The organism is Janibacter limosus NBRC 16128 (assembly GCF_001570985.1).
Lineage (GTDB): Bacteria > Actinomycetota > Actinomycetes > Actinomycetales > Dermatophilaceae > Janibacter > Janibacter limosus.
This window is the reverse complement of the sequence record NZ_BCSS01000033.1, coordinates 1-25153: the sequence shown is the minus strand read 5'-3', so window position 1 is coordinate 25153 and position 25153 is coordinate 1. Positions and strand designations below refer to the sequence as shown.

Annotated in this window: 26 protein-coding genes; 21 read left to right on the top strand and 5 right to left on the bottom strand. The window is 69.0% G+C overall.

The genetic code is table 11. From position 1 onward, the window contains the following. Positions 1-18 precede the first annotated feature (18 nt). Positions 19-2067, top strand: a complete 2049-nt coding sequence (thrS, locus tag JLI01S_RS12165) for a threonine--tRNA ligase (RefSeq protein WP_068264931.1) — start codon at positions 19-21, stop codon at positions 2065-2067. Positions 2068-2092: 25 nt separating this feature from the next. Beyond that, the gene (locus tag JLI01S_RS12160) at positions 2093-2560 is read left to right on the top strand and encodes a GNAT family N-acetyltransferase (protein WP_068264929.1); all 468 of its coding nucleotides are present in this window, start codon (positions 2093-2095) and stop codon (positions 2558-2560) included. A gap of 100 nt (positions 2561-2660) precedes the next feature. Here the strand turns inward: JLI01S_RS12160 and JLI01S_RS12155 are convergent, their stop codons facing one another. Continuing rightward, positions 2661-3107, bottom strand: coding sequence for a DUF6882 domain-containing protein (locus JLI01S_RS12155; RefSeq protein WP_068264927.1), 447 nt, complete (start codon positions 3105-3107; stop codon positions 2661-2663). 21 nt (positions 3108-3128) lie between these two features. On the opposite strand from JLI01S_RS12155, the gene JLI01S_RS12150 reads away from it, so the two are divergent. The 6 genes from JLI01S_RS12150 (at position 3129) to JLI01S_RS16980 (ending at position 7662) form a co-directional block, all read left to right on the top strand. Then, complete coding sequence (locus tag JLI01S_RS12150; RefSeq protein ID WP_068264925.1) at positions 3129-3692, top strand: HIT family protein; 564 nt, start codon at positions 3129-3131, stop codon at positions 3690-3692. Positions 3693-3753: 61 nt separating this feature from the next. Beyond that, the gene (gene pgsA, locus JLI01S_RS12145) at positions 3754-4389 is read left to right on the top strand and encodes a phosphatidylinositol phosphate synthase (protein WP_068264923.1); all 636 of its coding nucleotides are present in this window, start codon (positions 3754-3756) and stop codon (positions 4387-4389) included. Then, positions 4386-5321 (top strand): phosphatidylinositol mannoside acyltransferase, encoded by a 936-nt coding sequence (locus JLI01S_RS12140; RefSeq protein WP_068264921.1) that lies wholly within the window; start codon positions 4386-4388, stop codon positions 5319-5321. Before pgsA ends, JLI01S_RS12140 begins: the two co-directional genes overlap by 4 nt. Next, positions 5318-6505, top strand: coding sequence for a glycosyltransferase family 4 protein (locus JLI01S_RS12135; protein WP_068264919.1), 1188 nt, complete (start codon positions 5318-5320; stop codon positions 6503-6505). The genes JLI01S_RS12140 and JLI01S_RS12135 overlap by 4 nt, the downstream gene beginning before the upstream one ends. Continuing rightward, positions 6502-7074 carry a hypothetical protein gene (locus tag JLI01S_RS12130; protein ID WP_068264917.1) on the top strand — a complete coding sequence of 191 codons (573 nt, stop codon included), beginning with the start codon at positions 6502-6504 and terminating at the stop codon, positions 7072-7074. The genes JLI01S_RS12135 and JLI01S_RS12130 overlap by 4 nt, the downstream gene beginning before the upstream one ends. Positions 7075-7137: 63 nt before the next feature. Beyond that, positions 7138-7662, top strand: coding sequence for a hypothetical protein (locus tag JLI01S_RS16980; protein ID WP_157074934.1), 525 nt, complete (start codon positions 7138-7140; stop codon positions 7660-7662). A 51-nt stretch (positions 7663-7713) separates the two neighbouring features. Here the strand turns inward: JLI01S_RS16980 and JLI01S_RS12125 are convergent, their stop codons facing one another. Further along, a complete protein-coding gene (locus tag JLI01S_RS12125; RefSeq protein WP_068264915.1) occupies positions 7714-9045 on the bottom strand; it encodes an aminotransferase class I/II-fold pyridoxal phosphate-dependent enzyme in 1332 nt (443 codons plus the stop codon). A 130-nt stretch (positions 9046-9175) separates the two neighbouring features. Here JLI01S_RS12125 and pdxS point away from each other — a divergent pair, with 130 nt between their 5' ends. Continuing rightward, positions 9176-10069 carry a pyridoxal 5'-phosphate synthase lyase subunit PdxS gene (pdxS, locus tag JLI01S_RS12120; protein ID WP_068264911.1) on the top strand — a complete coding sequence of 298 codons (894 nt, stop codon included), beginning with the start codon at positions 9176-9178 and terminating at the stop codon, positions 10067-10069. 63 nt (positions 10070-10132) lie between these two features. On the opposite strand, the gene JLI01S_RS12115 is transcribed toward pdxS, so the two are convergent. Continuing rightward, positions 10133-10426, bottom strand: coding sequence for a hypothetical protein (locus JLI01S_RS12115; RefSeq protein WP_068264909.1), 294 nt, complete (start codon positions 10424-10426; stop codon positions 10133-10135). A gap of 146 nt (positions 10427-10572) precedes the next feature. On the opposite strand from JLI01S_RS12115, the gene pdxT reads away from it, so the two are divergent. The 10 genes from pdxT (at position 10573) to JLI01S_RS12065 (ending at position 20723) form a co-directional block, all read left to right on the top strand. Then, complete coding sequence (pdxT, locus tag JLI01S_RS12110) at positions 10573-11187, top strand: pyridoxal 5'-phosphate synthase glutaminase subunit PdxT (protein ID WP_068264906.1); 615 nt, start codon at positions 10573-10575, stop codon at positions 11185-11187. A 44-nt stretch (positions 11188-11231) separates the two neighbouring features. Further along, the gene (locus JLI01S_RS12105) at positions 11232-11993 is read left to right on the top strand and encodes a YebC/PmpR family DNA-binding transcriptional regulator (protein ID WP_068264903.1); all 762 of its coding nucleotides are present in this window, start codon (positions 11232-11234) and stop codon (positions 11991-11993) included. An 87-nt stretch (positions 11994-12080) separates the two neighbouring features. Further along, positions 12081-12617, top strand: a complete 537-nt coding sequence (gene ruvC, locus JLI01S_RS12100) for a crossover junction endodeoxyribonuclease RuvC (RefSeq protein ID WP_068264901.1) — start codon at positions 12081-12083, stop codon at positions 12615-12617. Continuing rightward, positions 12614-13207, top strand: a complete 594-nt coding sequence (ruvA, locus tag JLI01S_RS12095; protein WP_068264898.1) for a Holliday junction branch migration protein RuvA — start codon at positions 12614-12616, stop codon at positions 13205-13207. Before ruvC ends, ruvA begins: the two co-directional genes overlap by 4 nt. Further along, positions 13204-14325, top strand: a complete 1122-nt coding sequence (gene ruvB / locus JLI01S_RS12090) for a Holliday junction branch migration DNA helicase RuvB (RefSeq protein ID WP_068264896.1) — start codon at positions 13204-13206, stop codon at positions 14323-14325. The genes ruvA and ruvB overlap by 4 nt, the downstream gene beginning before the upstream one ends. 141 nt (positions 14326-14466) lie before the next feature. Next, a complete protein-coding gene (gene yajC / locus JLI01S_RS12085; protein ID WP_068264893.1) occupies positions 14467-14772 on the top strand; it encodes a preprotein translocase subunit YajC in 306 nt (101 codons plus the stop codon). Between the two features lies 1 nt (position 14773). Next, complete coding sequence (gene secD / locus JLI01S_RS12080) at positions 14774-16681, top strand: protein translocase subunit SecD (RefSeq protein WP_068264890.1); 1908 nt, start codon at positions 14774-14776, stop codon at positions 16679-16681. After that, positions 16678-17895 carry a protein translocase subunit SecF gene (gene secF / locus JLI01S_RS12075; RefSeq protein WP_068264887.1) on the top strand — a complete coding sequence of 406 codons (1218 nt, stop codon included), beginning with the start codon at positions 16678-16680 and terminating at the stop codon, positions 17893-17895. Before secD ends, secF begins: the two co-directional genes overlap by 4 nt. Then, positions 17892-18422: an adenine phosphoribosyltransferase gene (locus tag JLI01S_RS12070; RefSeq protein WP_068264885.1), complete on the top strand. Its 531-nt coding sequence runs from the start codon at positions 17892-17894 to the stop codon at positions 18420-18422. The genes secF and JLI01S_RS12070 overlap by 4 nt, the downstream gene beginning before the upstream one ends. Before the next feature lie 9 nt (positions 18423-18431). Next, on the top strand, positions 18432-20723 hold the full coding sequence (locus tag JLI01S_RS12065; RefSeq protein WP_068264883.1) for a RelA/SpoT family protein: 2292 nt from the start codon (positions 18432-18434) through the stop codon (positions 20721-20723). Positions 20724-20765: 42 nt separating this feature from the next. Here JLI01S_RS12065 and JLI01S_RS12060 read toward each other — a convergent pair whose 3' ends face one another. After that, a complete protein-coding gene (locus JLI01S_RS12060; protein WP_245634607.1) occupies positions 20766-22139 on the bottom strand; it encodes a DUF349 domain-containing protein in 1374 nt (457 codons plus the stop codon). A gap of 56 nt (positions 22140-22195) precedes the next feature. Between JLI01S_RS12060 and JLI01S_RS12055 the strand changes: the two genes are divergently transcribed. Next, the gene (locus JLI01S_RS12055; protein WP_068264879.1) at positions 22196-22900 is read left to right on the top strand and encodes an MBL fold metallo-hydrolase; all 705 of its coding nucleotides are present in this window, start codon (positions 22196-22198) and stop codon (positions 22898-22900) included. Then, on the top strand, positions 22897-24258 hold the full coding sequence (gene hisS / locus JLI01S_RS12050; protein WP_068264876.1) for a histidine--tRNA ligase: 1362 nt from the start codon (positions 22897-22899) through the stop codon (positions 24256-24258). Before JLI01S_RS12055 ends, hisS begins: the two co-directional genes overlap by 4 nt. A 3-nt stretch (positions 24259-24261) precedes the next feature. On the opposite strand, the gene JLI01S_RS16700 is transcribed toward hisS, so the two are convergent. After that, a complete protein-coding gene (locus JLI01S_RS16700; protein WP_369407377.1) occupies positions 24262-24669 on the bottom strand; it encodes a helix-turn-helix domain-containing protein in 408 nt (135 codons plus the stop codon). Positions 24670-25153 lie beyond the last annotated feature (484 nt).

The window sequence follows — 25153 nt, the reverse complement described above, 5'->3', positions numbered from 1 at the left end:
GTCCCACAGGAGTTCCCCGTGTCTGCCCAGATCACCATCAACGTCGCCGGAGACGAGCGATCGGTGGACCAGGGCACTACCGCCGCGGACCTCTTCGAGGGTGACCGGGCCGTACTCGTGGCCCGGGTCAACGGCGAGCTGCGCGACCTCGCCCACGAGATCGCCGCCGGCGACGTCGTCGAGCCCGTGACGGCCGCCGAGCAGGATGGCCTCGACGTGCTGCGTCACTCGACCGCTCACGTCCTCGCCCAGGCCGTCCAGCAGATCAACCCCTCGGCCAAGCTCGGCATCGGCCCGCCGATCCGCGACGGCTTCTACTACGACTTCGATGTCGAGGAGCCCTTCACCCCCGAGGACCTCAAGGCCCTCGACAAGGCGATGCAGCGGATCATCAATGAGGGCCAGACCTTCGAGCGTCGTGAGATCAGCGACGAGGACGCCCTCGTCGAGCTGAGTGGCGAGCCCTACAAGTGCGAGCTCATCGGTCTCAAGGGCGGCGCGTCCGAGGATGCCGCCGAGGGAGCCTCCGTCGAGGTCGGCGGCGCCCAGCTGACGATCTACGACAACGTGCGTCGCGACGGTACGCGCGCCTGGGGCGACCTGTGCCGTGGCCCGCACGTGCCGAGCACCAAGGTCATCGGCAATGCCTACAAGGTCATGCGCAGCGCCGCGGCCTACTGGCGGGGCAGCGAGAAGAACACGCAACTGCAGCGCGTCTATGGCACGGCCTGGCCGACCAAGGACGAGCTCAAGTCCTACCTCGACCGTCTCGCCGAGGCCGAGAAGCGCGACCACCGCAAGCTCGGTCGTGAGCTGGACCTGTACTCCTTCCCCGACGAGATCGGCTCGGGACTGCCCGTCTTCCACCCCAAGGGCGGCGTCATCAAGCGCGAGATGGAGGACTACGTCCGCGCCCGGCACATCGAGGAGGGCTTCGAGTACGTCGGGACCCCGCACATCGCCAAGGAGCAGCTCTTCCACACCTCGGGTCACCTGCCCTACTACGGCGAAGGGATGTTCCCTCCCCTCGATGTCGACGGCATGGCCTACCGCCTCAAGGCGATGAACTGCCCGATGCACAACCTCATCTACCGCTCCAAGCAGCGCTCCTACCGCGAGCTGCCTCTGCGCCTCTTCGAGTTCGGCCACGTCTACCGACACGAGAAGTCGGGCGTCATCCACGGTCTGACCCGTGTGCGCGGCTTCGCCCAGGACGACAGCCACTCCTATGTCACCAAGGAGCAGGCCCCGGACGAGATCCGGCACCTGCTGGACTTCGTCCTGTCGCTGCTGCGCGACTTCGGTCTCGACGACTTCTACCTCGAGCTGTCCACGCGTGACGAGGACGGCGACAAGAGCGACAAGTTCATCGGCTCCGACGAGGACTGGGCAGAGGCGACGCAGGTCCTCGAGGACGTCTGCCGGGAGACCGGCCTCGAGCTCGTCCCGGACCCGGGTGGTGCCGCCTACTACGGCCCCAAGGTGTCCGTGCAGGCGCGCGACGCCATCGGTCGCACCTGGCAGATGAGCACGATCCAGTACGACTTCAACCAGCCCTCCCCGGAGCGCTTCGCCCTCGAGTACCAGGCTGCCGACGGCTCCCGTCAGCAGCCGGTGATGATCCACTCGGCGAAGTTCGGCTCAATCGAGCGCTTCGTCGGTGTGCTCGTGGAGCACTACGCGGGCGCCTTCCCCGTCTGGCTCAGCCCCGTCCAGGTCCTCGGGGTCCCGGTCGCCGAGGAGTACAACGACTACCTCTGGGACGTGCTGTCCCAGATGAAGGCCAAGGGGATCCGCGTCGAGCTCGACGAGAGCGATGACCGCTTCCCCAAGAAGATCCGCAATGCCAGCAAGTCCAAGGTGCCCTTCACCCTCATCGCCGGTGAGGAGGACCGCAGCAACAACGCGGTCTCCTTCCGCTACCGCGACGGGTCCCAGGAGAACGGGATCCCGATCGAGACCGCGATCGAGCGAGTGCTCGCGTCGATCGAGGCCAAGGACCAGGTCATGGCGGCGCCCAGCCTGACCAACCCCGGTCCCGACGTCCGCCCCGCCACGACCATCTGAGCCGATTCACGGCTAGGTTGCCGTCATGGACGTGAACCTGCGCCCCCTGGAGCGAGACGACGCCTTTGCCCTCGGCGCCCTGCGACTGCAGCAGGACCGTGAGCTGGGACGAGCGTCACGTGACGGATTCATCGTCGACTACGCCGATGCCTTCCTCGAGGACTTCGCCGCCTATCGGGGGTGGTTGGCGCAGGAGAGCGACGGTCGTCCCGTCGGGTGCCTGCTGGCACTGCGGGTGCGCAAGCTCCCCACGCTCGCTCGGCCGGGACGGGCGGAGTGGTGGTACGTCCAGCAGGTCTTCGTCTCCGTCGATCGCCGACGGTTGGGCATCGGCCGTCGCCTCGTCCACGCGGCGCAGGAGGCAGCCGAGGCCGAGCGGATCCGGTGGCTGCGGCTGAACTCCAGCGACGCCGGGCGCCCGCTCTTCGACGCCACCGGATTCGGGGACCCCGTCGACCGCCTGCGCGAGTGGGTGCCCGGGCAGACGGTCTGACGCGAGAGACCATCAGGCGCACGTCGGAGCCGTCCTCGGTGACGACGAATCCCGTCGGTGCTCGGCCTCAGGATGAACTCCATGCGCGAGACGACCTGCATCAGCTCGGGCTCGGGGACGCCAGCTGGACGACGGTCTCGCCGATGTTGTCACCCGGCTCGAAGGGCAGCTCGGGGGTCGTGAGATCCGTGATGCCGTAGCCCTCACCGAGCGCCTTGACCTTGGCGGCGACCGCGCCGCCACCCTGGGGGTGCGCCCAGCCCCACAGCATCGAGCGGGGTCCCGGAGCGACCGAGGCGATGAGGTGGACCGTGGCGTCGAGCGAGCGCTCTGCGCCGACGAAGCGGAGTGCGCCCGCCTCCAGGTCTCCCTGGAAGCGGTGCTCGCCCAGCTGCTCCTCGAGGAGCTCGCTGAAGAGGGTCTGCTTGAGGTTGGCGTAGAGGGCGGCCCGGTTGGCGACGTTCTGCAGTCCTGGATGTATGCGGTCCATCCTGCCCACGGCGCAGACCTCGTGCATGACGAAGGGGGAGGGACCCCCCTTCGTCATGGTCGTGACAGGATCGCTCCCATGACCGAGCCGCACGACCTTCCGCTCGAGGACGAGCGATCCTTCGCCGGTGTCCCGGACGGCTTCGACCGGTTGTGGACCCCGCACCGCATGGCCTACGTGACGGGGGAGCGCCCCAGCGAGGACGCCGGAGACGGGTGCCCCTTTTGCTCGGCGCCCGGCAAGGAGGACGCCGAGGGACTGGTCGTCCACCGCGGTGAGACCTGCTTCGTCGTCATGAACCTCTTCCCCTACAACGCCGGTCACGTGCTCGTCTGCCCCTATCGGCACGTCTCGCTCTACATCGACCTCACGGACGAGGAGACGGCAGAGTTCACCGCGCTGACCAAGACGGCGATCCGGGTGCTGCAGGCGACGTCCAACCCGCACGGCTTCAACCTCGGCATGAACCAAGGAGCCGTCGCCGGCGCGGGAGTGGCCGCACACCTGCACCAGCACGTCATCCCACGATGGGGCGGCGACATGAACTTCCTGCCGATCATCGCCCAGACCAAGGCGCTGCCGATCCTCCTGGAGGACGCCCGGGCCGCCCTCGTGGCTGCCTGGCCGACCGACGGAGACTGAGCGGGACATCACCGCGAGCCGTTCAGGAGGAGCGCCGCGTCCCGGTTACCCTTGACGCGACATGCTCAATCGATACGCGCGCGCCGCCGCCACCCGGATCCTGACCCCGTTGGCCAAACTCCTGATCCGACTCGGCCTCAGCCCCGATGCGGTGACCATCCTCGGCACGATCGGCGTGTGCCTCGGCGCCTGGGTCTTCTTCCCGCAGGGTGAGCTGCTGATCGGCGTGCTCGTCATCACCGCCTTCGTCTTCTCCGACACCCTCGACGGCGTCATGGCCCGGCTGCTGGGTCGCACGAGCAAGTGGGGCGCCTTCCTCGACTCGACCCTCGACCGGGTTGGGGACGCGGCCATCTTCTCCGGGCTGGCGATCTGGTTCTTCCAGGGTGGTGACGACCGCGTGATGGCGTGGCTGGCAATGGGCGCCCTGATCCTCGGCAGCGTCGTGTCCTACGCCCGCGCCCGTGCCGAGGGCCTGGGCATGACCGCCAGTGTCGGCATCGCCGAGCGCGCGGACCGCCTCGTCGTGGCCCTCGTGACGACCGGTCTGGTCGGGCTGGGCCTGCCCGAGATCGTGCTCAAGGTCGTGCTCGCCGTCCTCGTCGTCGCCAGCGCCGTCACGGTCATGCAGCGGGTCCTCTTCGTGCGTCAGCAGTGCCTCGCAGCAGAGGCTGACGCGGCGAACCCCACGCCGTGACCCGGTGGCGCCGGCAGGCCACGGTCTGGGGATTCCTGCTGGCCTGGCGCGTCCTGCGGCTCCTGCCGGCTGGCCTGGCCTACCGCCTCTTCGATCTTGCTGCGGACCGGACGCACGCCGGCAACGGCTCCTCGGTCCAACGACTTCGGGCCAACTACGCCCGGGTCCGCCCCGAGCTGACCCCCGACGAGCTCGAGGACCTGACGGCGAAGGGTGTGCGTGCCGCCCTTCGCTACTACGTCGAGGCCTTCCGCCTGCCCGCCATCTCCGGGGACCACGTCGACTCCGTCGTCCGCTTCGAGGGGGCGATGCCCGAGATGAAGGCTCACCTGCTGGCAGGACGGCCGGTGCTGGCCTTCTTGGGCCACACCGGCAACTGGGACCTCGCGGGGGTCTGGTGCGCCCGCCACCTGGGCACCGTCGTGACGGTCGCCGAGCGGCTCGAGCCGGAGGAGATGTTCCAGGCCTTCCTCGACTACCGCGAGGGACTGGGCATGGTGATCCATCCGGCCGAGCGCGGGACCTTCGCCAGGCTGCGCGCCCAGCTCGCGACGGGTGAGCCGGTCGTGATGCCACTGCTGGCAGACCGGGACCTGTCCGCCAGTGGGGTCGAGGTGGACCTGTGCGGGCATCGTGCCCGCATGGCCGCCGGTCCGGCCGCGTTGGCCGTCGAGAGCGGTCTGCCGCTGTATCCCGTCACCTTGCGGCACGAGCGGGTCGGCCGGACGTGGGGCATGGTCGTCACCATCCACGACGCCGTGGACGTTGCGCCGCAGGGCAGCCCGGATGCGGTCGCACGCACGACACAGGCGTGCGCGGATGCCTTCGGCACAGCGCTCATCGCCCACACCGAGGACTGGCACATGATGCAGCGGGTCTTCGTCGACGACCTGGATCCCGCACGCGATGCAGCCAGGACGGAGGCAGCATGAAGATCGGCCTGGTCAGTCCGTACTCCTTCGACGTCCCCGGCGGCGTGCAGTTCCACATCCGCGACCTCGCCGAGTACCTCATCCAGCACGGCCATGAGGCGTCGGTGCTGGCCCCTGCCGACGAGGGCACGGACCTGCCGTCCTACGTCGTGCCCGCCGGCCGCGCCGTTCCGATCCGGTACAACGGGTCCACCGCTCGGCTCCTCTTCGGGCCGGTCGCAGCGGCCAAGGTCAGCCGCTGGCTCGACGAGGGCGACTTCGATGTCGTGCACATCCACGAGCCGCTCGCGCCCAGCCTGTCGGTCCTCGCCCTGTGGGCGGCGACGCGCCCCGTCGTCGCGACCTTCCACACCTCCAATGTCCGCTCGCGGGTCATGCAGGCTGCGTACCCGCTGCTGCGTCCCTCGCTGGAGAAGATCCACGGACGCATCGCCGTCTCCGAGGATGCCCGGCGCACCGTCACCACCCACATCGGTGGTGATGCGGTCGTCATCCCCAATGGTGTGGACACCGCAGCCTTTGCCCGGGTGAGCAAGGATCCTCGCTGGAGCGGCGCACCCGGGCGCCCCACGATCGTCTTCCTCGGTCGCATCGACGAGCCGCGCAAGGGACTGCCGGTGCTGTCGGCGGCCATGCCGGCCATCCTCGACGCGGTGACGGGGGCGCGGTTGCTCGTCGTCGGTCCGGGCAGTGCTGAGGCGGCACGTGCCAGGTTGTCCGAGCCGGTCCTGGCCGCCACCGAGTTCCTCGGGGCGCTCTCCGACGAGGACAAGGCGTCGGCGCTGGCGTCGGCGGACCTCTACATCGCGCCGCACACCGGGGGCGAGAGCTTCGGCATCGTGCTCGTCGAGGCGATGGCAGCCGGCGCTCCGGTCCTGGCGAGCGATCTGGCGGCCTTCCAGCGAGTGCTCGACGGGGGACGCACCGGCATGGCCGGTGCCCTCTTCGCCAACGAGAACCCGCAGGACCTCGCCGCCCGTGCGGTGGAGCTGCTGGGCGACCCGTCTCGATTGCGTGCCCTGTCGGAGCTCGGCCGCGAGCGCGCTCGGGTCTTCGACTGGGCCGTGGTCGCCAAGGAGATCCTCGCTGTCTACGACACTGTCGCCGGCGCCGGGTCGCGCCAGCGGGAGGTCACCAGACTGAGGCCGGGTGCCGATCGTCGTCGAGGAGGAGAGCACACATGACGCTCATCAGCTGGATCGTCGTCGCCGTCTGCGTCCTGCTCGTCCTGGCCTGGTACCTCTCCTACAGCGCAGCCCGGCTCGACCGTCTGCACGCCAAGGTCGAGGGGGCGCTGTCGGCCCTGGACGCCCACGTCGTGCGTCGTGCCGAAGCCTGCCTGGAGCTGGCCAACTCCGGCGCCATCGACCCGGCCAGCGGGTTCCTCCTGGTGGCAGCAGCGAGTGAGTCCCTCGAGCGGGTCAACGAGCACACCTTCGAGGCCGACCTCCTCGAGGGGCAGCACTTCGCGGGACGGGAGACCGTCGAGAGTGCGCTGACCGAGGTCCTGCGCGCAGCACTGCCCGTGGAGGTCTCCCGCGACATCGAGGCGCAGGGAGGACCCGGAGCGGCAGCGCTCGAGCGCCTCCGTGAGGCCGGGCTGCGCGTCCAGCTGGCTCGCCGCTTCCACAACGAGGCGGTCAAGGAGGTCCAGCGGGTGCGCTCCAAGCGGGTGGTCACGATCTTCCGCCTGGCCGGCTACGCAGACCTGCCGCAGACGGTGGAGTTCGACGACACCCTGCCCGGGACCTGACCACACGGCTCTCGCCGGCGGCAGGGTCTCGCCAGAAGGAGCACGGACGGGCATGATCTGGACATGACCCTGAACGACCTGACACTCGTCGCTCCGCTCAACGAGCTGCTCACCCTCACGGGACTGCCCCGCGTGGGGCTGGAGCAGCTCGCTGTTGCCCAGCTGGCCCTGATCGGTGGTGATCGAGTTCTGGCCGCACTGCCGATGCGTCGGCGTCGCCGGCGCCGGGGCGGCGGTATCGGCATCCTCGGGCTCTGCTGCTGCTTGGTGCCCCTGGCTGCTCTGGCCCTCGGGGCCTACCTGCTGTGGGCCCGCCAGAAGGGCAAGGACCCGCGAGCCGCCCTCGGCGACATCCGCTCCACAGTGGTGGGCAACTCGTCACAGACCTCGCACCAGGCGCCCCCGCCGCCGGGAGCGGGACACCAAGCCCCACCGCCCCCTTCGTCGGATGGTGGTCGGGCATCGACTGATCAGGCTTCCACGCCCCTTGCGTCCGAGCGTCCGGCACCCCCGCCACCGCCGTCGGATCGTCCCGCGCCGCCGCCCCCTCCGGGCGATGCCCCGCTCGATCCTCCCTCGCAGGGCTGACGGGACCCGAGGGTCTCCCGCACCTCCTGTCGTGGGGGCAGGAGATCGTGCTCAACCGAGCTCGTGGACGGCGTCGACGAGGTCTGCGACCAGCGTGGTCGCGTCCTCATCACCGAGGTCATGCACCGTGAGCCTCAGATGGTGCGAGAGCCCCTCGGTCTCCTCCAGCCGGAAGTCGTCACCCGTGCGCAGGAGCCAGCCCCGGCGCGTGAGCCTCTCGGCGACGTCACGGGCGGGCACGGGCAGCCCCACCCACAGGCTCATCCCGTCACCGGCGGTGGCGGGCAGGCCTCGCTCGGTGAGCAGCTCGGCAAATGCAGCATTGCGCTCGGCGTAGTGCGTACTCGCCTGCTCGATGAGGGCCAGTGCCGCCGGGTCCGTCATCACGGAGTGCGTGATCCGTTGCAGCAGGTGGCTCACCCACGTCGTGCCGGGGCTGAGGCGCATCTCGAGCCGAGAGGCCGTGTCGGCATCGCAGGCCGTCACGGCGAGGCACATGTCAGGACCGGCAAACTTCGAGACCGACCGCACGAGCGCCCAACGTTGGTGCTCGGGCCCGACGATCGAGTGGAAGGGCTGCCGGGACAGGTAGGAGAAGTAGTCGTCCTGCACGACGAGGACATAGGGGTGCTCTGACATCACCTCGCGGAGCGCCTCGGCGCGGCGGGCACTCAGTGACGCGCCCGTGGGGTTCTGCGCCCGGGGGGTGCACACCACCGCTCGCACTCCCTGGTCGAGAGCGTGGCGCAGCCCGTCGACGGTCATCCCCTCGGGGTCGACGGGGACCGGCACGGCACGGTAACCGCCGAGCTGGGCGAGGTGGATGCTCGCGAGGAAGCACGGATCCTCGAGGGCCACCGTGTCGTCGCGCAGCAGCGCCTGCGCCAGGAGTCGTTCGACCGCGTCGACCGCGCCACTGGTCAGTGTCAGGTGGAGGTCAGCCGCGTCCGCCGGCACATCGGGAGCCATCCACTCGCGGGCCCAGACCAGGAGGTCGCGGTCGATCGTCGGCTCGCCGTAGAGCACGTGCCGGCCCGCCGCGGCAGCGAGAGCCGGTCCCAGGTCCGGGATCAGGCGCGGGTCAGGATTGCCCGTGCCGACGTCCCGGAGCGAGCCCGCGGCGGCGAACCCTTCCTGCGGGACCCGTGAGCGCCGAGCGACCCGGGTGCCGGCACGCCCCTGCGAGACGACGACACCGGAGCGGGCCAGCACGCCATACGCGGCGACCGCAGTGTTGCGGTTGACACCGAGCTGCTCGGCCAGCGCCCGCACCGGTGGGAGGACGTCACCGGGGGAGAGGTGGCCGCGCTCGACGAGTCCGCGCACGCTGTCGGCGATCTCGGCGGCGGTCCCCCCGGTGATCGAAGCTGCATGGGTAGTCACGCCCCGGAGTCTAGGTGGGGTCCTCCTCACGTGAGCAGTGGGGACGGCTTTGACCTGTGCCGTGCTAGTTTCTGGCCTAGATCAAACATTGGCCCCGGGTGTGCCGAGGCCACGGACGAGGGAGAAGACCATGGGTAGCGACACGACGACCGGGACTGCGCGGGTCAAGCGCGGCATGGCCGAGATGCTCAAGGGTGGCGTCATCATGGACGTCGTCACGCCGGACCAGGCGAAGATCGCCGAGGATGCCGGTGCCGTCGCCGTCATGGCTCTCGAGCGCGTCCCAGCCGACATCCGCGCCCAGGGTGGCGTCTCCCGGATGAGCGACCCCGACATGATCGACGGCATCATCGAGGCCGTCTCCATCCCGGTCATGGCCAAGGCTCGCATCGGCCACTTCGTCGAGGCGCAGATCCTGCAGTCGCTCGGCGTCGACTACATCGACGAGTCCGAGGTCCTCACCCCGGCCGACTACGCCAACCACATCGACAAGTGGAACTACACCGTCCCCTTCGTCTGCGGTGCGACCAATCTGGGCGAGGCGCTGCGTCGGATCACCGAGGGCGCGGCCATGATCCGCAGCAAGGGGGAGGCCGGCACCGGTGATGTCTCCAACGCGACGACCCACATGCGCCAGATCCGCCAGCAGATCCGCCGCCTGAGCACGATGGCCGAGGACGAGCTCTATGTCGCGGCCAAGGAGCTGCAGGCTCCGTATGAGCTGGTCAAGGAGGTCGCTGCCAACGGCAAGCTGCCCGTCGTGCTCTTCACCGCCGGTGGCATCGCCACCCCCGCGGACGCCGCGATGATGATGCAGCTGGGAGCCGAGGGCGTCTTCGTCGGCTCCGGCATCTTCAAGTCCGGCAACCCCGTCGAGCGCGCCGAGGCCATCGTCAAGGCGACCACCTTCTTTGACGACCCGGACGCCTTGGCCACGATCTCCCGCGGGCTGGGCGAGGCCATGGTCGGCATCAACGTCGACGAGATCCCCGAGCCGCACCGTCTGGCCGAGCGCGGCTGGTAAACCCTGCCGTGCACGATCAGGACGCCCCGGCCCTTCGCCGGGGCGTCCTGCTGTCAGTCGAGATCACGGCGTCGCAGGAGGCGTCCCGAGCCCCGGCGTGGCGCCCGAGGTGGAGTTGTTCGGCGCATCGGTGGACGAGTCGCCGGTGTGCTCCTTGACCTTGGTGGTGATCTTGTCGCCAGCCTTCTGGCCGAGATCGCCCGCTGCCGCCTGGGCCTGACTGGCCTTGCGCTGGACCTTGGGGTCACGCCACACCCTGCGTGCCTGCGACGCCATCTTGTCGTACTGATCGCGTCCTGCCCGGGTGCCGAGCACATAGCCAGCAGCTCCGGCCACAAGCATCGAGATCTTGTTCATGACAACCTCCTGTGGTTGGTCTCCTTGGTGCGTCGGCGGGATACCCCACCTCGAGCCGCCGAAACCGGCACAGCGTCGGCGGGCCACCAAAGATGTGTCCCGGGGCGCGTGCGGTGCCCGACACGACGCGGACTAGATTCCGTCGCATGAGTGATCTCTCCCGGCCCGTCATCGGAGTCCTGGCGGTCCAGGGTGATGTCCGCGAGCACCGCGCAGCCCTCGAGGAGTCGGGGGCGAGCACGCTCGCCGTCCGTCGACCGGAGGAGCTGGACGCCGTGGCAGCCCTCGTCATCCCCGGTGGCGAGTCGACGACCATCGACAAGCTGACGCGGATCTTCGGGCTGCGCGACCCTCTTCGCTCCCGGATCGCAGACGGCATGCCGGTCTACGGCAGCTGCGCCGGCATGATCCTGCTCGCGGACCGCATCCTCGACGGACACCGTGATCAGGAGACCCTGGGCGGGTTGGACATCACGGTGCGGCGCAATGCCTTTGGCCGGCAGGTCGACTCCTACGAGACCGACCTCGAGGTGTCCGGTGTCGCGGGTGGCCGGGTGCGGGCGGTCTTCATCCGGGCCCCTTGGGTCGAGGACTGCGGACCGGAGGTCGAGATCCTCGCGAGCGTCGAGACGAAGGGGGAGTCCCACCCGGTCGTCGTGCGCCAGGGACACCTGCTCGCCACGAGCTTTCACCCCGAGGTGACCGGCGACCACCGCGTGCACCGGCTCTTTGTCGACATGGTGCGGACGGCGAGCGCGTAGGATCGATTTTCGGACCACCTGCCAGCCACACCGAGGAGACCTACGTGTCCGGCCACTCCAAATGGGCAACCACAAAGCACAAGAAGGCGGCGATCGACGCCAAGCGCGGCAAGCTCTTCGCCAAGCTGATCAAGTACATCGAGGTCGCGGCCCGCACGGGCGGCGGGGACCTCTCCGGCAACCCGACCCTCTACGACGCCGTCCAGAAGGCGAAGAAGAACTCGGTCCCCAACGACAACATCGACCGTGCGATCAAGCGCGGCTCCGGTGCCGAGGCGGGCGGCTCCAACTGGGAGAACATCACCTACGAGGGCTACGCCCCCGGTGGTGTGGCGATCCTCATCGAGTGCCTCACCGACAACAAGAACCGCGCAGCCACCGAGGTGCGGACCGCGTTGTCCCGCAACGGCGGCAGCCTCGCCGACCCCAACTCGGTGGCCTACCTCTTCAACCGCAAGGGCGTCGTCATGGTGCCCAAGGCGGAGAAGGGCGAGGACGAGCTCCTGGAGATCGTGCTCGAGGCCGGTGCCGAGGAGATCAACGACTTCGGAGAGTCCTGGCAGATCGTCTCGGAGGCAACGGACTTCGTCGCCGTGCGCACCGCGCTGCAGGAGGCGGGCGTCGACTACGACTCCGCCGAGGCCTCCTTCCTGCCGAGCATGCAGGTGCCCCTCGACGCCGACGGCGCCAAGAAGCTGATGCGTGTCGTCGACGCCCTCGAGGACAGCGACGACGTCCAGGACGTCTTCTCCAACGGAGACATCTCCGACGAGGTCATGGCCCAGCTCGAGGCCGAGGACGAGTGACCCGGCGTGTCGGCGGCGCCCCGAGCGCCGCCGACACGTAGCCTCGACCAGAACAGGTGTTCGAGTCGAGGTTCGGGAGGGGCGCACGTGCGAGTGCTGGGCGTGGACCCCGGGCTGACCCGGTGCGGTCTCGGTGTCGTCGAGGGTGAAGCCCGCGCCCTTCGCATGGTCGCTGTCGGCGTCGTGCGGACGTCGGCCGATCGAGACCCCGGCGACCGTCTGGTCTACATCCAGGACGAGCTCGACGCCTGGCTCGACCGATTTTCCCCAGATGCCATCGCACTGGAGCGCGTCTACGCCGCCGAGCACGTCCCCACCGTCATGACGACCGCGCAGGTCAGTGGACTGGTGCTCGTGGCCGGAGCCCGGCGCGGCCTGCCCGTCACCCTGCACACCCCCACCGAGGTCAAGGCAGCCGTCTCCGGCTCCGGCCGAGCAGACAAGGCCCAGATCACCACCATGGTCACGCGCATCCTCTCCCTCTCGGAGCCTCCCAAGCCGGCCGACGCGGCCGACGCACTCGCCCTGGCCATCTGTCACCAGTGGCGTGGCGCCGGCTCTGCTCGCCGCGACCTCGCGGCCGCCAGCGAGCGAGCGCGCCTGCGATCGGTGGCCGGAGCATGATCGCCGCGGTGAGCGGCACCGCTCAGCACGTCGGGCTGGACCGTGTCGTCGTCGATGTGCACGGGGTGGGTCTGCTCGTGCACACACCACCGGCCGTGGCAGCCGGATGCCGTACCGGCGCTCGGGTCGAGCTCGCCACGAGCATGGTCGTGCGTGAGGACTCCATGACCCTCTACGGGTTTGCGGCACCGGGGGAGCGCGACACCTTCGAGCTGGTGCAGACCGTCAGCGGGGTCGGGCCGCGGGTCGCTCTGGCCATCCTGTCGGTCCTGAGCCCCGAGGAGCTGGCCTCAGCCGTTGCCGGAGCCGACATCGCGACGCTGACCAAGGTGCCCGGCATCGGTAAGAAGGGCGCCGAGCGGATCACCCTGGAGCTCCGGGACAAGCTGCCGCAGGTCCCGGGCGCGGGAGCCGCTGCTGGCCCTGCGGTGGCGGCGGGGCCGTGGCAGGACCAGGTGGCCGAGGCCCTCGTGGGGCTGGGCTACTCCGCGAAGCAGTCGGCCGACGCCGTCGCCAAGATCGCCGACGAGCACGGTGGCGAAGATGTCTCGAGCGCTCTGCGTGCCGCCCTGCAGGTGCTGGCCCGATGAGCGGCTTCAGTTCCGAGATCCGCGTCGCGGACGAGGACCCCCGCGAGGGGGACGGCTCCTACGACGCGACCGCCCGCATCGTCGATGCCGGCGGGATCGACGACGACGGGACCGTCGAGGCGGCGCTGCGACCCCGGCGACTCTCGGAGTTTCCCGGTCAGCCCAAGGTGCGCGACCAGCTGGGGCTCGTCCTCGAGGCCGCCCGCCGCCGTGGGGCGCCACCAGACCATGTCCTGCTCTCCGGTCCACCCGGCCTGGGCAAGACGACCTTGGCGATGATCGTCGCTGCCGAGCTCGAGCAGCCCATCCGCGTCACCTCGGGCCCGGCGATCCAGCACGCCGGCGACCTGGCCTCGATCCTCTCCTCGCTCGTCGAGGGCGAGGTGCTCTTCCTGGACGAGATCCACCGGATGTCGCGACCCGCTGAGGAGATGCTCTACCTGGCGATGGAGGACTTCCGGGTCGACGTCGTGGTGGGCAAGGGGCCCGGTGCCACCGCGATCCCGCTGACGCTTCCCCCCTTCACCGTCGTGGGTGCCACGACCCGAGCAGGCCTGCTGCCGGCGCCCCTGCGTGACCGCTTCGGGTTCACCGGCCACCTCGACTTCTACGAGGTCGCCGACCTCGAACGCATCCTGCAGCGCAGCGCCCGGCTGCTCAGCGTTCCGGCGGAGGAGGACGCCCTGGCGGAGATCGCGCTGCGCTCACGAGGCACTCCGCGCATCGCCAACCGCCTGCTGCGGCGGGTCCGCGACTGGGCGCAGGTACACGGCTCCGGCGAGGTCGACCTGGCCGCTGCCCGTGCCGCGCTGAGCCTCTTCGACGTCGACGACGCAGGCCTGGACCGGCTCGACCGAGCCGTCCTGGAGGCCATCTGTCGTCGCTTCGGCGGCGGCCCGGTGGGCCTGTCGACCCTGGCCGTGGCCGTCGGTGAGGAGACCGACACGGTCGAGACGGTGGCTGAGCCCTACCTCGTGCGACAGGGGTACCTCGTGCGCAGCCCCCGGGGTCGGATCGCGACCCCCTTGGCCTGGGAGCACCTGGGGCTCACCCCGCCAGCAGGGGAGCAGACACCCCTTCCCCTTGCCGAACGATCAGACGGCGGCCGATTCGGCTGATGCACAAGCGAAACCTTCGGGCCGCCGTGTCCGTTGGTGAGGTCACCAACGCTGACCTAGACTCGACCCTTGGCTCGGGTCCACCCGAGCCACTGCGACGTCTTCGCGACCGACCAGCCCCGACCCAGGAAGTCCGCACCCATGACTGAAGGCTCGCCGACTGCCAGCCTGCTCTTGCTCGTCCTCCCGCTCGTGCTCATCGGCTTCATGCTGTGGTCCGCACGACGCCGGCAGCGCACGATGGCCGAGTTCACCGCCTCGCTGCAGGTGGGGGACGAGGTCTTCACGACCTCCGGGATCCTCGGACGGATCGTCGAGCTCCAGGACGAAAGGGCGCGTGTCGAGGTGGCGCCGGGCACCGTCCTCACCATGGACCGCCGAGCCATCGGCATGAAGGCCGAGACGCCCAGCGCTGGACCCACCACCGAGCAGGGTGGACAGGACTGAGATGGCTGAGCGTCGACGCAGCAAGGACACCGCACGCAAGGACCACGCCAAGCGGACCCTCGTCTGGCTCTTTGCCGGGATCATCGTGCTCACCGGTGCGCTCGGCTTCGGGGTCGTCAAGAAGGACGCCACCTGGGCTCCGCGTCTGGGACTGGACCTCGCGGGTGGTACCCAGATCGTCCTCGAGCCGCGGGTGACCGGTGGTGGAAGCGTCTCCCAGCAGCAGCTGGCCGAGGCTCGCGACATCATCGTCCAGCGCATCGACTCGCAGGGCACCACTGGCGCGGAGGTGACCACGCAGGGGGACTCCAACATCGTCGTCGCCATGCCGGGCACCCCGACCAAGGAGCAGGAGGACGCCATCGCGGCGTCCTCGCAGATGCAGTTCCGCCCGGTGCTGGCCACCGACATCGGTGACCCTGCGCTCCTGCAGCCGACGCCCTCCGACACCAGCACGTCCGGATCGGCGAGCCCCTCCTCCAGCGGCGCGAAGTCCAGCGACCCGAAGAAGTCGTCAGCGACCACGAGCCAGCCGAGCGCCAGCCGCAGCGAGACCTCTGCGTCACGGGACCGCGCCCGCACCGCCGAGCCGACCACGCCGAGCACGTCACCCAAGAGCAGCCAGAGCGCGGACAAGAAGTCCTCTGCCACGAAGTCCTCCGCGGCTCCCACCGAGCCCCCTGCGCAGCAGGCGTGGAAGCCCTCCGGCAAGCCCACGGGTCCGATGGACCCCAACAACATCAGCACCAAGGTCTGGAAGAAGTTCCAGGACCTCGACTGCTCCAAGCCGCCGGAGGAGCAGCCCTCGGGGCAGGAGGGCGAGGCGATCGTCGCCTGCAAGCAGGACGGGTCGATCAAGTACGTCCTCGGCCCGGTCGTCGTCGCCGGCACCGAGATCGCCAATGCCGAGGCCGGCTATCGGGTCGGTCCGCAGGGGCAGCAGACCAACGAGCCCGAGATCTCGCTGACGCTCACCAACAAGGGTCGCGGCGAGTACGGGGACGTCTCCAAGAAGATGGTCCAGATGCCGGGCCTGCAGCCGCCGACCAACCCGCCCGGCTCCTACAACGCCCTGGCGGCCGTCCTGGACTCGCAGGTGCTCATCGACCCCGGGTTCAACGAGGCCATCCCCAGCGGCCAGGCGAGCATCTCCGGATTCACGATCGAGGAGGCCCGCAGCCTGGCCAAGTCGCTGAAGTTCGGCGCGCTGCCGCTGTCCTTCGACGTGCAGACGCGTCAGGAGATCAGCCCGACCCTCGGCTCCGAGCAGCTGCGCTACGGCATCATCGCCGGCATCATCGGGCTGCTCATCGTCTTCGGCTACGCCATGGTGCAGTACCGGGCCCTGTCCATCGTCGTGGTGGGCTCGATGGTGATCGCCTTCGGGATCACCTACCTGGCCATCGCCTTGTTGGCGTGGGGGTACAACTATCGCCTCGACATGGCAGGCGTGACAGGTCTGATCATCGCCATCGGTGTCACCGCCGACAGCTTCATCGTCTACTTCGAGAGAGTCAGGGACGAGCTGCGCGAAGGGCGCAACCTCCGGGCTGCGGTCGAAGCAGGTTGGGCCCGTGCCAAGGGCACCATCCTCGTCGCCGACGGTGTCAACTTCCTGGCCGCAGTGATCCTCTACGTCCTGGCCAGCTCGGGCGTGCGCGGCTTCGCCTTCACCCTCGGACTGACCACGTTGATCGACCTCGCGATCTTCTGGCTCTTCACGCACCCGATGCTCACCATCCTGGCCCGCGGGAAGTTCTTTGCTTCTGGTCACCCGTGGTCCGGCTTCGACGTCAACACGCTGCGTCAGGCCAAGGTGCGCTACAAGGGACGCGGCAACTTCGACATCGAGGGAACGCCCGATCGTGACAACCCGGCGCAGGTGCCGGCCGAGGGAGGCGCGCGATGAGCCGCATGGCGGACTGGGGCAATGACCTCTACACCGGACGGCGATCGATCGACTTCGTCGGCAAGTCGAAGCAGTGGTACATCTGGTCGGCCGTCATCATGGCGGTCGCCCTGCTCGGCTTCGTCGTGCGCCCGATCAACCTCAGCCTCGAGTTCACGGGTGGATCCGAGTTCCGGGTCGCCACCCAGTCGGCTCCGGCCAACTACGAGGAGCGCGCGACCCAGGCAGTGCGTGACATCGCCGGAGGCGAGTCCTCCGCCAATGTCTCCACGCTCGGTGGGAGCACCGTGCGCGTGCAGACCGAGGAGCTCGACGCCGACGAGGCACGGCAGGTCTCGGGAGCGCTGGCCACGGCCTTCGAGGTCAAGGGCAGCGAGGTCAGCTCCAACTTCATCGGGCCCTCGTGGGGCAAGTCGGTCAGCCAGCAGGCACTGCGCGCCCTGATCGTCTTCATCGTTCTGACGACGGTGATGATGGCGCTCTACTACCGCAACTTCAAGATGGCGATGGCGTCGATGATCGCGCTCTCGCACGACATGCTCATCACGGTCGGCATCTACAGCTGGACCGGCTTCGAGGTGTCGCCGGCGACCATGATCGGCTTCCTGACGGTCTTGGGGTACTCGCTCTACGACACGGTCGTCGTCTTCGACCACGTGAAGGAAAATACGCGCGCCTCCTTCGCCAACCGCCGGATGAGTTTTGACCGGGCGGCCAACCTCGCGGTCAACCAGACCCTGGTCCGCTCGATCAACACCACGGTCATCGCCAACCTGCCCGTCGTGGCCGTCATCATCATCGGCTTCGCCGTCCTCGGCCCGGGCACGCTGCTCGACCTGTCGCTCGCCCTCTTCATCGGCACGACCGTGGGCGCCTTCTCGTCCGTCTTCATCGCCACCCCGCTCCTCGTGGACCTGCGCCGCAAGGACCCGGAGGTCGTCAAGCTGGCCAAGGACGCCGAGAAGTACCAGGCGCGTCAGTCACGCGAACCCGCCCTGGCGACGGCCGGTGCCCAGACGGCTGGCTCGGGTGCGATGGCCCCGACCACGGGTACGACCGGCGCCGGCACGAGCGCCGACTCCTCGGACGACGGCGCTTCCGGCGCCGGTGAGGGCCAGACCGTCACCGGACGCAAGGTGCACAAGTACGCGCAGTCGAGCGGACCGCGCAACCAGCCGAAGAAGACCCCGCGCACCCGACGGGGCAAGGAGTGAGCGCTGCACCACTGGAGCAGCGCATCCTCGGTGCACTGCGGGATGTGCCCGACTTCCCCCAGCCCGGTGTCAGCTTCAAGGACATCACGCCGCTGATCGCGGATGCCGACCTCTTCGCCGAGGTCGTGCGTGCCCACGCACAGCCGTGGGTGGGCAAGGTGGACATGATCGCCGGCCTGGAGGCGCGCGGCTTCATCTTCGGTGCGGCGATCGCCCTGCACATGGGGCTCGGGTTCATCCCGGTCCGTAAGGGCGGCAAACTACCGGGTCCGACTGTCGGCGTGGACTACGCCCTCGAGTACGGCAGCGCGCGCATCGAGGTCCAAGAGGACGCAGTGTCGCCAGGCGTGCGCGTGCTCGTCGTGGACGATGTCCTGGCGACCGGCGGGACGGCGGCTGCCGCCTGCGAGCTGCTCGAGACGTGCGGCGCCGTGGTGCCCGGTATCGAGGTCCTCGTGGAGATCGGGGCACTGCCCGGACGCGAGGTCCTGGCAGGTCGTGCGGTCCGGAGCCTGGTCACGGTCTAGGCTCCCTCCATGAGCGAGCGCAGCACCGGTAGCGGCAGCGGGTTCTCACCCCGCTCGCTCGCCCGTGCCTCCTTGGCCCGACTGGGCAGTGGGCGGGCCGCCACGCCGGGCGTGCTGGACCCCCTGCTGCAGATCGTGCGGCAGAGCCACCCCAAGGCTGATCTGTCGATCATCGAGCGCGCCTACGACGTCGCCGAGCGAGCGCACCGGGGCCAGCGTCGCAAGAGTGGTGACCCCTACATCACCCACCCGCTCGCGGTCACGACGATCCTTGCCGAGCTCGGCATGACGCCGGTGACGCTCGCGGCTGCGCTGCTTCACGACACCGTCGAGGACACGGAGTACTCGCTCGACGAGCTCGAGGAGGAGTTCGGGGCAGAGGTCGCCAAGCTCGTCGACGGCGTGACCAAGCTGGACAAGGTCACCTACGGCGACAACGCGCAGGCGGAGACGGTGCGCAAGATGATCGTCGCGATGGCCCGCGACATCCGCGTCCTCGTGATCAAGCTGGCCGACCGGCTGCACAATGCCCGCACGTGGCGCTACGTCTCCGTCGCCTCCGCGCAGCGCAAGGCCCAGGAGACCCTGGAGATCTACGCACCGCTCGCGCACCGCCTCGGGATGAACACCATCAAGTGGGAGCTGGAGGACCTGTCCTTCGCCACGCTCTATCCCAAGGTGTACGAGGAGATCGTCCGGCTCGTCGCCGAGCGAGCACCCGCGCGCGAGGAGTACCTGACCACGGTCAAGTCGCAGGTCATCACCGACCTGCGTGAGGCCAGGATCAAGGCGACCGTCACCGGTCGGCCCAAGCACTACTACTCCGTCTACCAAAAGATGATCGTCGGTGGCCGCGAGTTCGGAGAGATCTACGACCTTGTCGCCGTACGGGTCCTCGTCGACACGGTGCGGGATTGCTATGCGGCGCTCGGTGCACTGCACGCCCGGTGGAACCCCCTTCCCGGGCGGTTCAAGGACTACATCTCACTGCCGAAGTTCAACATGTACCAGTCGCTGCACACGACGGTCATCGGGCCCCAGGGCAAGCCGGTCGAGATCCAGATCCGCACCCACCAGATGCACCGTCGCGCCGAGTACGGCGTGGCGGCCCACTGGAAGTACAAGGACCGCGGCAACCCTGACGGTGGTCGTGTCGACGACGGCCAGGCGGGGGAGATGGCCTGGCTCCGCCAGCTCCTCGACTGGCAGAAGGAGACCGCGGACCCCAGCGAGTTCCTCGACTCCCTGCGCTACGAGATCAACACCCGCGAGGTCTACGCCTTCACCCCCAAGGGGCAGGTCATCGCCCTTCCTGCGGGGTCCACGACCGTCGACTTCGCCTACGCCGTCCACACCGAGGTGGGTCACCGCTGCATCGGTGCCCGCGTCAACGGTCGCTTGGTGCCCTTGGACTCCCCGCTGGACAACGGTGATGCCGTCGAGGTGCTCACGTCCAAGGCGGAGGGCGCTGGACCCTCACGTGACTGGCTCAACTTCGTGCGTTCGGCCCGAGCGCGCAACAAGATCAAGCAGTGGTTCACCAAGGAACGCCGTGAGGAGATGGTCGACTCCGGCAAGGAGGCCATCGCCAAGGTCGTGCGCAAGCAAAACCTGCCGCTCCACCGGCTGGTCACCGTCGAGTCCCTCACGTCCGTCGCCAGCGAGCTGCGCCGCCAGGACGTCGACGGTCTCTACGCCGCCGTCGGCGAGGGGCACGTCTCCGCGCAGCATGTCGTGTCACGACTCATTGCTGCCGCCGGGGGACAGGACGGAGCGAACGAGGACCTCGCGGAGGCGACCCTGCCGGGTCCCGTCGGCCGCAGCCGCAGCACCAATGACCCCGGCGTCGTCGTCAAGGGCATGGAAGACCTGTGGGTCAAGCTCGCCAAGTGCTGCACGCCGGTCCCCGGTGACGACATCATGGGCTTCATCACCCGTGGCAACGGTGTCTCGGTGCACCGGGTCAACTGTCCCAATGCGACCTCGCTGAAGAAGGAGTCCGAGCGGCTGATCGAGGTCGAGTGGGCCCCGAGCAGCTCGAGTGTCTTCCTCGTCCAGGTCCAGGTCGAGGCCCTCGACCGGGCCGGACTGCTGTCCGACGTCACGCGGGTGCTCTCGGAGTCCGGGGTCAACATCCTCTCCGCGGCCGTGCAGACCTCGCGCGACCGGGTGGCCATCCTGCGGTTCTCCTTCGAGATGGGCGAGGTCGCCCACCTCAGTCACGTGATGCACCAGGTCAAGCGGATCGAGTCGGTCTTCGACTGCTTCCGCATCACCGGGGGTACCAGCAAGAAGGGCTGACCGCAGGTCGCGGTCAGCCCTCCTCGACGGAGCGTGTGGCGTTCAGCCGCCGAACTCGTCGAGCCCCTTGCGGGCCTGGTCCAGCCAGGCCTGCTGGGCGTCGAGCTGCTCACGCAGCGTGGCCGCACGCGAGGCATTTCCCTTGGCCTCGGCCGCGTCTGCGTCCTCGCGCAGCTCGGCCACCTTGGCCTCCAGCTGGATGACCATCGAGGACGCCCGAGCCGACAGCTCAGGGTTGGTGTTGGACCACTTCTTGTCCTCGAGCTCGCGCACGGCCTGCTCGACCCGCTGCATGCCCTTTTCCATACGGGCGACATCGGCGCGCGGGACCTTGCCTGCGGCCTCCCACCGGTCCTGGATGCCGCGCAGGGCCGCCTTGGTCTTGTCGAGGTCCTTGATCGGCAGCAGAGCCTGGGCCTCAGCGAGGATGGCCTCCTTGGCCTCGAGGTTGCCCCGGTTGGCCTCGTCCTCCTTGGCGACCTCGGCGTCCTTGGCGTTGAAGAAGGCGTCCTGCGCGCTGCGGAAGCGCTCCCAGAGCTTGTCGTCATCATTGCGCCCGGCCCGGCCGGCGCGACGCCACTCGTCCATGAGCCGCTTGAAGGCGCCCGCGGTGGCATTCCAGTCCGTCGACGTGGACAACCGCTCAGCCTGGGCCACGAGGTCCTCCTTGGCGGACTTGACCTCGCCTCGGCTGACTTCGAGGTGCGCGAAGTGGGACCGGCGCGCCTTGTCGAAGCCGTTGCGTGCCTTGGAGAAGCGCTGCCACAGCGCGCTCTCGACATCCTTGTCCAGACGGACCTTGCCTCGTTGGTGGGACTTCCACTCGTCGAGGAGGGCACGCATGCGTGCCGTGGACTGCTTCCACTGGACCTTTTCGATCGGCTGGGCGGCGATGGTCTCGGCCTCGGCCACGATGGCCTCGCGCTCTGCACCGGCCACCTTCTTGGCTTCCGCGCGCTGAGCCGACTCGACCTGACGCTTGGCGGTCAGGCCCTCCTCCAGCTCGGTGATGAGCGCCGACAGGGCAGGCAGGTCGCCCACGACATTGGGCTCCTGGGCATGCTCGCGCAGGCTCTTCAGGCCGTCGCCGATCTCCTTGGCAGAGACATCCGGGACGTCGAGTCGTTGGCGCAGCAGGCTCGCCGAGGCGAAGAGCTCGTCGTACTTGCGGGCGAAGTACTGCAGGGCCTGCTCGGGCGTGGCGCCCGGGTACGAGCCGACCTCGCGTTCCCCCTCGCCGTCGGTGACGTAGACCTTTCCTTCCTCGTCCACCCGGCCGAAGGCGGCCGATGCGGAGTGGTCGGTGGTGATCGCCGGCACGTCAGGGCCGGGCGTCACGGGCGGTCGGGGGGCCATGCGGGCCAGGGCCGCAGGCGAGGGCGCCGAAGGGCGCGGGGCGTTGGTCTCGTCACTCACAGCCCCGAGGTTACCCAAGGGCGCGGCGCGTGGGGGCCCGCACGTAGGGTTGGACCGTGCTGACCATCTCCTTCCCGGCGCAGGCCTTCGGGACCAACTGCTATGTCATCGCCGATGCTCCCGGCGAGGAGTGCCTCATCGTCGACCCCGGTATCGGCATCGAGGAGACCCTGCGGGAGGTGCTCGCAACCCACAGGCTCAAGCCGGCAGCGGTCCTCCTCACGCACGGCCACATCGACCACATCTTCTCCGTGACCCCCGTGTGCGGTGGAGACCTCGCGGCGTACATCCATACGGACGACAGGTACCGGTTGGTCGACCCGCTGGGCTCCTCCTCCCTCGGACCACAGCTGAGCGGCATGCTCGAGCAGCAGTTCGGCAAGAAGGTCACCTGGCGCGAGCCGGAGACCATCGTCGAGGTCACCGACAGCCAGACGGTGACGGTGGCGGGGATCGACCTCGACGTCATCCACGCGCCCGGACACACCGAGGGCTCGGTGATGTTCGCGATGGGACAGGTCCCTGAGGGTGTCCCTGCCGAGGCGGAGGTGGACCGCACGCTCATCACCGGTGACGTGCTCTTCGCCGGATCCATCGGCCGCACGGACCTGCCGGGCGGCTCCCACGAGGCCATGCAGGACTCCCTCCGTCGGGCCGTCCATCCGCGCGCCGACTCAAGCCTCGTCCTGCCCGGTCACGGCCCGGCCACCACGCTGGGTCGTGAAAAGGCGACCAACCCGTATCTGCAAGGACTGTCATGAGCACCCCCCGCGCCACCAAGGTCACCCCCCTCTCCGGCTTCCCGGAGTACCTGCCCGAGCAGCGGGTCGTCGAGCAGCACTTCATCGACGTCATCCGCGCGACCTTCGAGCTGCACGGCTTCCCGTCGATCGAGACCCGGTCGGTCGAGCCGGTCGAGCGTCTCGTGGGCAAGGGCGGCGATGCCGACAAGGAGATCTACGGGATCCATCGCCTCGCCGACGACGACGCGACCAGCGCTGGGCGGGAGAGCGAGCTGGGTCTGCACTTCGACCTCACGGTGCCCTTTGCCCGGTACGTCGTCGAGAACGCCGGGCGGTTGAACTTCCCCTTCCGCCGCCACCAGATCCAGAAGGTCTGGCGGGGGGAGCGCCCCCAGGAGGGTCGCTACCGCGAGTTCACCCAGTGCGACATCGACATCGTCGACACGGGGGAGCTGGCGCCGCACTTCGAGGCCGAGATGCCGCTCGTCATGGCCGAGATCTTTGCCAAGCTGCCGATCCCGCCGATGGTCATCCAGGTCAACAACCGCAAGATTCCTGAGGGCTTCTACCGGGGACTGGGGATCGAGGACGTCGCGGGCACGCTGCGGATCGTCGACAAGCTCGACAAGATCGGTCCGGACAAGGTCGCCGCCCTGCTCGTCGAGGCCGGGCGCACGCCGGAGCAGGCGCAGGCCTGCCTCGAGCTGGCCACGATCCGCACCGAGGACACCTCCTTCGTGGAGCAGGTGCGTGCACTCGGCGTGGAGCACCCGGTCCTCGACGAGGGCCTGGCAGCGCTGTCGGCCGTCATCGAGACCGGCGCTGCCGCAGCACCCGGAGCGATGGTCGCGGACCTGAAGATCGCCCGCGGCCTGGACTACTACACGGGCACGGTCTACGAGACCCAGCTGATCGGGTACGAGTCCTGGGGGTCCTTCTGCTCCGGCGGGCGGTACGACGAGCTCGCCAGCGACGGCAAGAACACCTATCCCGGCGTCGGCATCTCGATCGGTCTGTCCCGGCTGCTCGGCCTGCTGCTGGGCAAGGGGCTGGTCGGCGCGAGCCGCAAGTCGCCCTCTGCGGTGCTCGTGGCCGTCACGGACGAAGGGAGCCGTCCCGCCTCCGTCGTCGTGGCGACGGCTCTGCGGGCGCGGGGGATCCCGTGCGAGGTCGCTCCTGCGGCCGCGAAGTTCGGCAAGCAGATCCGCTTCGCCGAGCGTCGGGGTATCCCGTACGTCTGGTTCCCCGGGGCTGCGGAGTCCGGCGCCGACCAGATCAAGGACATCCGCTCGGGTGAGCAGGTCGACGCCGACGCCGTGACGTGGGAGTGCCCCGTGGAAGACCTGCGGCCGCAGGTCATCGCGCTGGGGGAGTGAGCATCACGATGGTTGACGCCAGGTCCATTCGCGGTCGCGAAGCGAGCTGGTGATGCGCCGATCGTCCTCCGGGTTCCATGTCACCACGCCTGAAGGGGGCGGCCTGCGTCCGCGCTTGTCCTCTGCGAGCAGGTCTGACGCACCCCACAGCTGATCGGACACCTCGCCCGGCGCCGTCCGGTCCTGCGCATCCTCGACGAGAGCCAGACGGTGGCCGATGTGATGGAGCAGTGAATCGACCTTGGTGAGACCCATCAAGGACGCATCGGTCTCCATCCGCCCCACGGAAGCTCGACTCCAGCCGAGCTCCACGGCCAGTTCCCGCTGGGTCAGACGACGTTGACGCCGGTACCTCCTGGACAGCAGACCCACGCGTCGGCTCAACACCAACCGTCGGCGAGCCCTCTCCATCTCGGCGGTCTTGACCGGAAGAGAGCGTCCCCGTGCCTGGGGTGGCTCAGGGGGCTGATCGTCGACGACGCGCGGCCAGTACAGGCAGTCCAAGCAGTCTTCGCAGTCGCCCGGGTCTTGGCACACGCTGCACTCCATGGGGCAGGTGATCTCGGGCTCTGCTGTGACCTAGGCGGGCGGTGACGTCATCGCTCAATCGTGGTCGCAGAGAGCCCCGCAGAGCCGCCCAGTGAGTCGGCTGTGGGTGACGCGGACACGTCGCTGGTGCATGTGGATCCCTCCACCGGCTGCCGCTGCTCCATACCGTGATCCCCGAGGTGGTCCCCTCGGGCGTGCTCAGAGCACGGAGCAACGGCAGAGGGGCGCTTGCGGTGCGTGATGTCCCGGGCTGGCGTTGCGGTGCCTCACCGTACGGAGCACGGTCGACGCCCTCGGTGACAACGGCTCACCGAGTCAGCCCGCCGAGATCTCCGGCTGCGGCGGG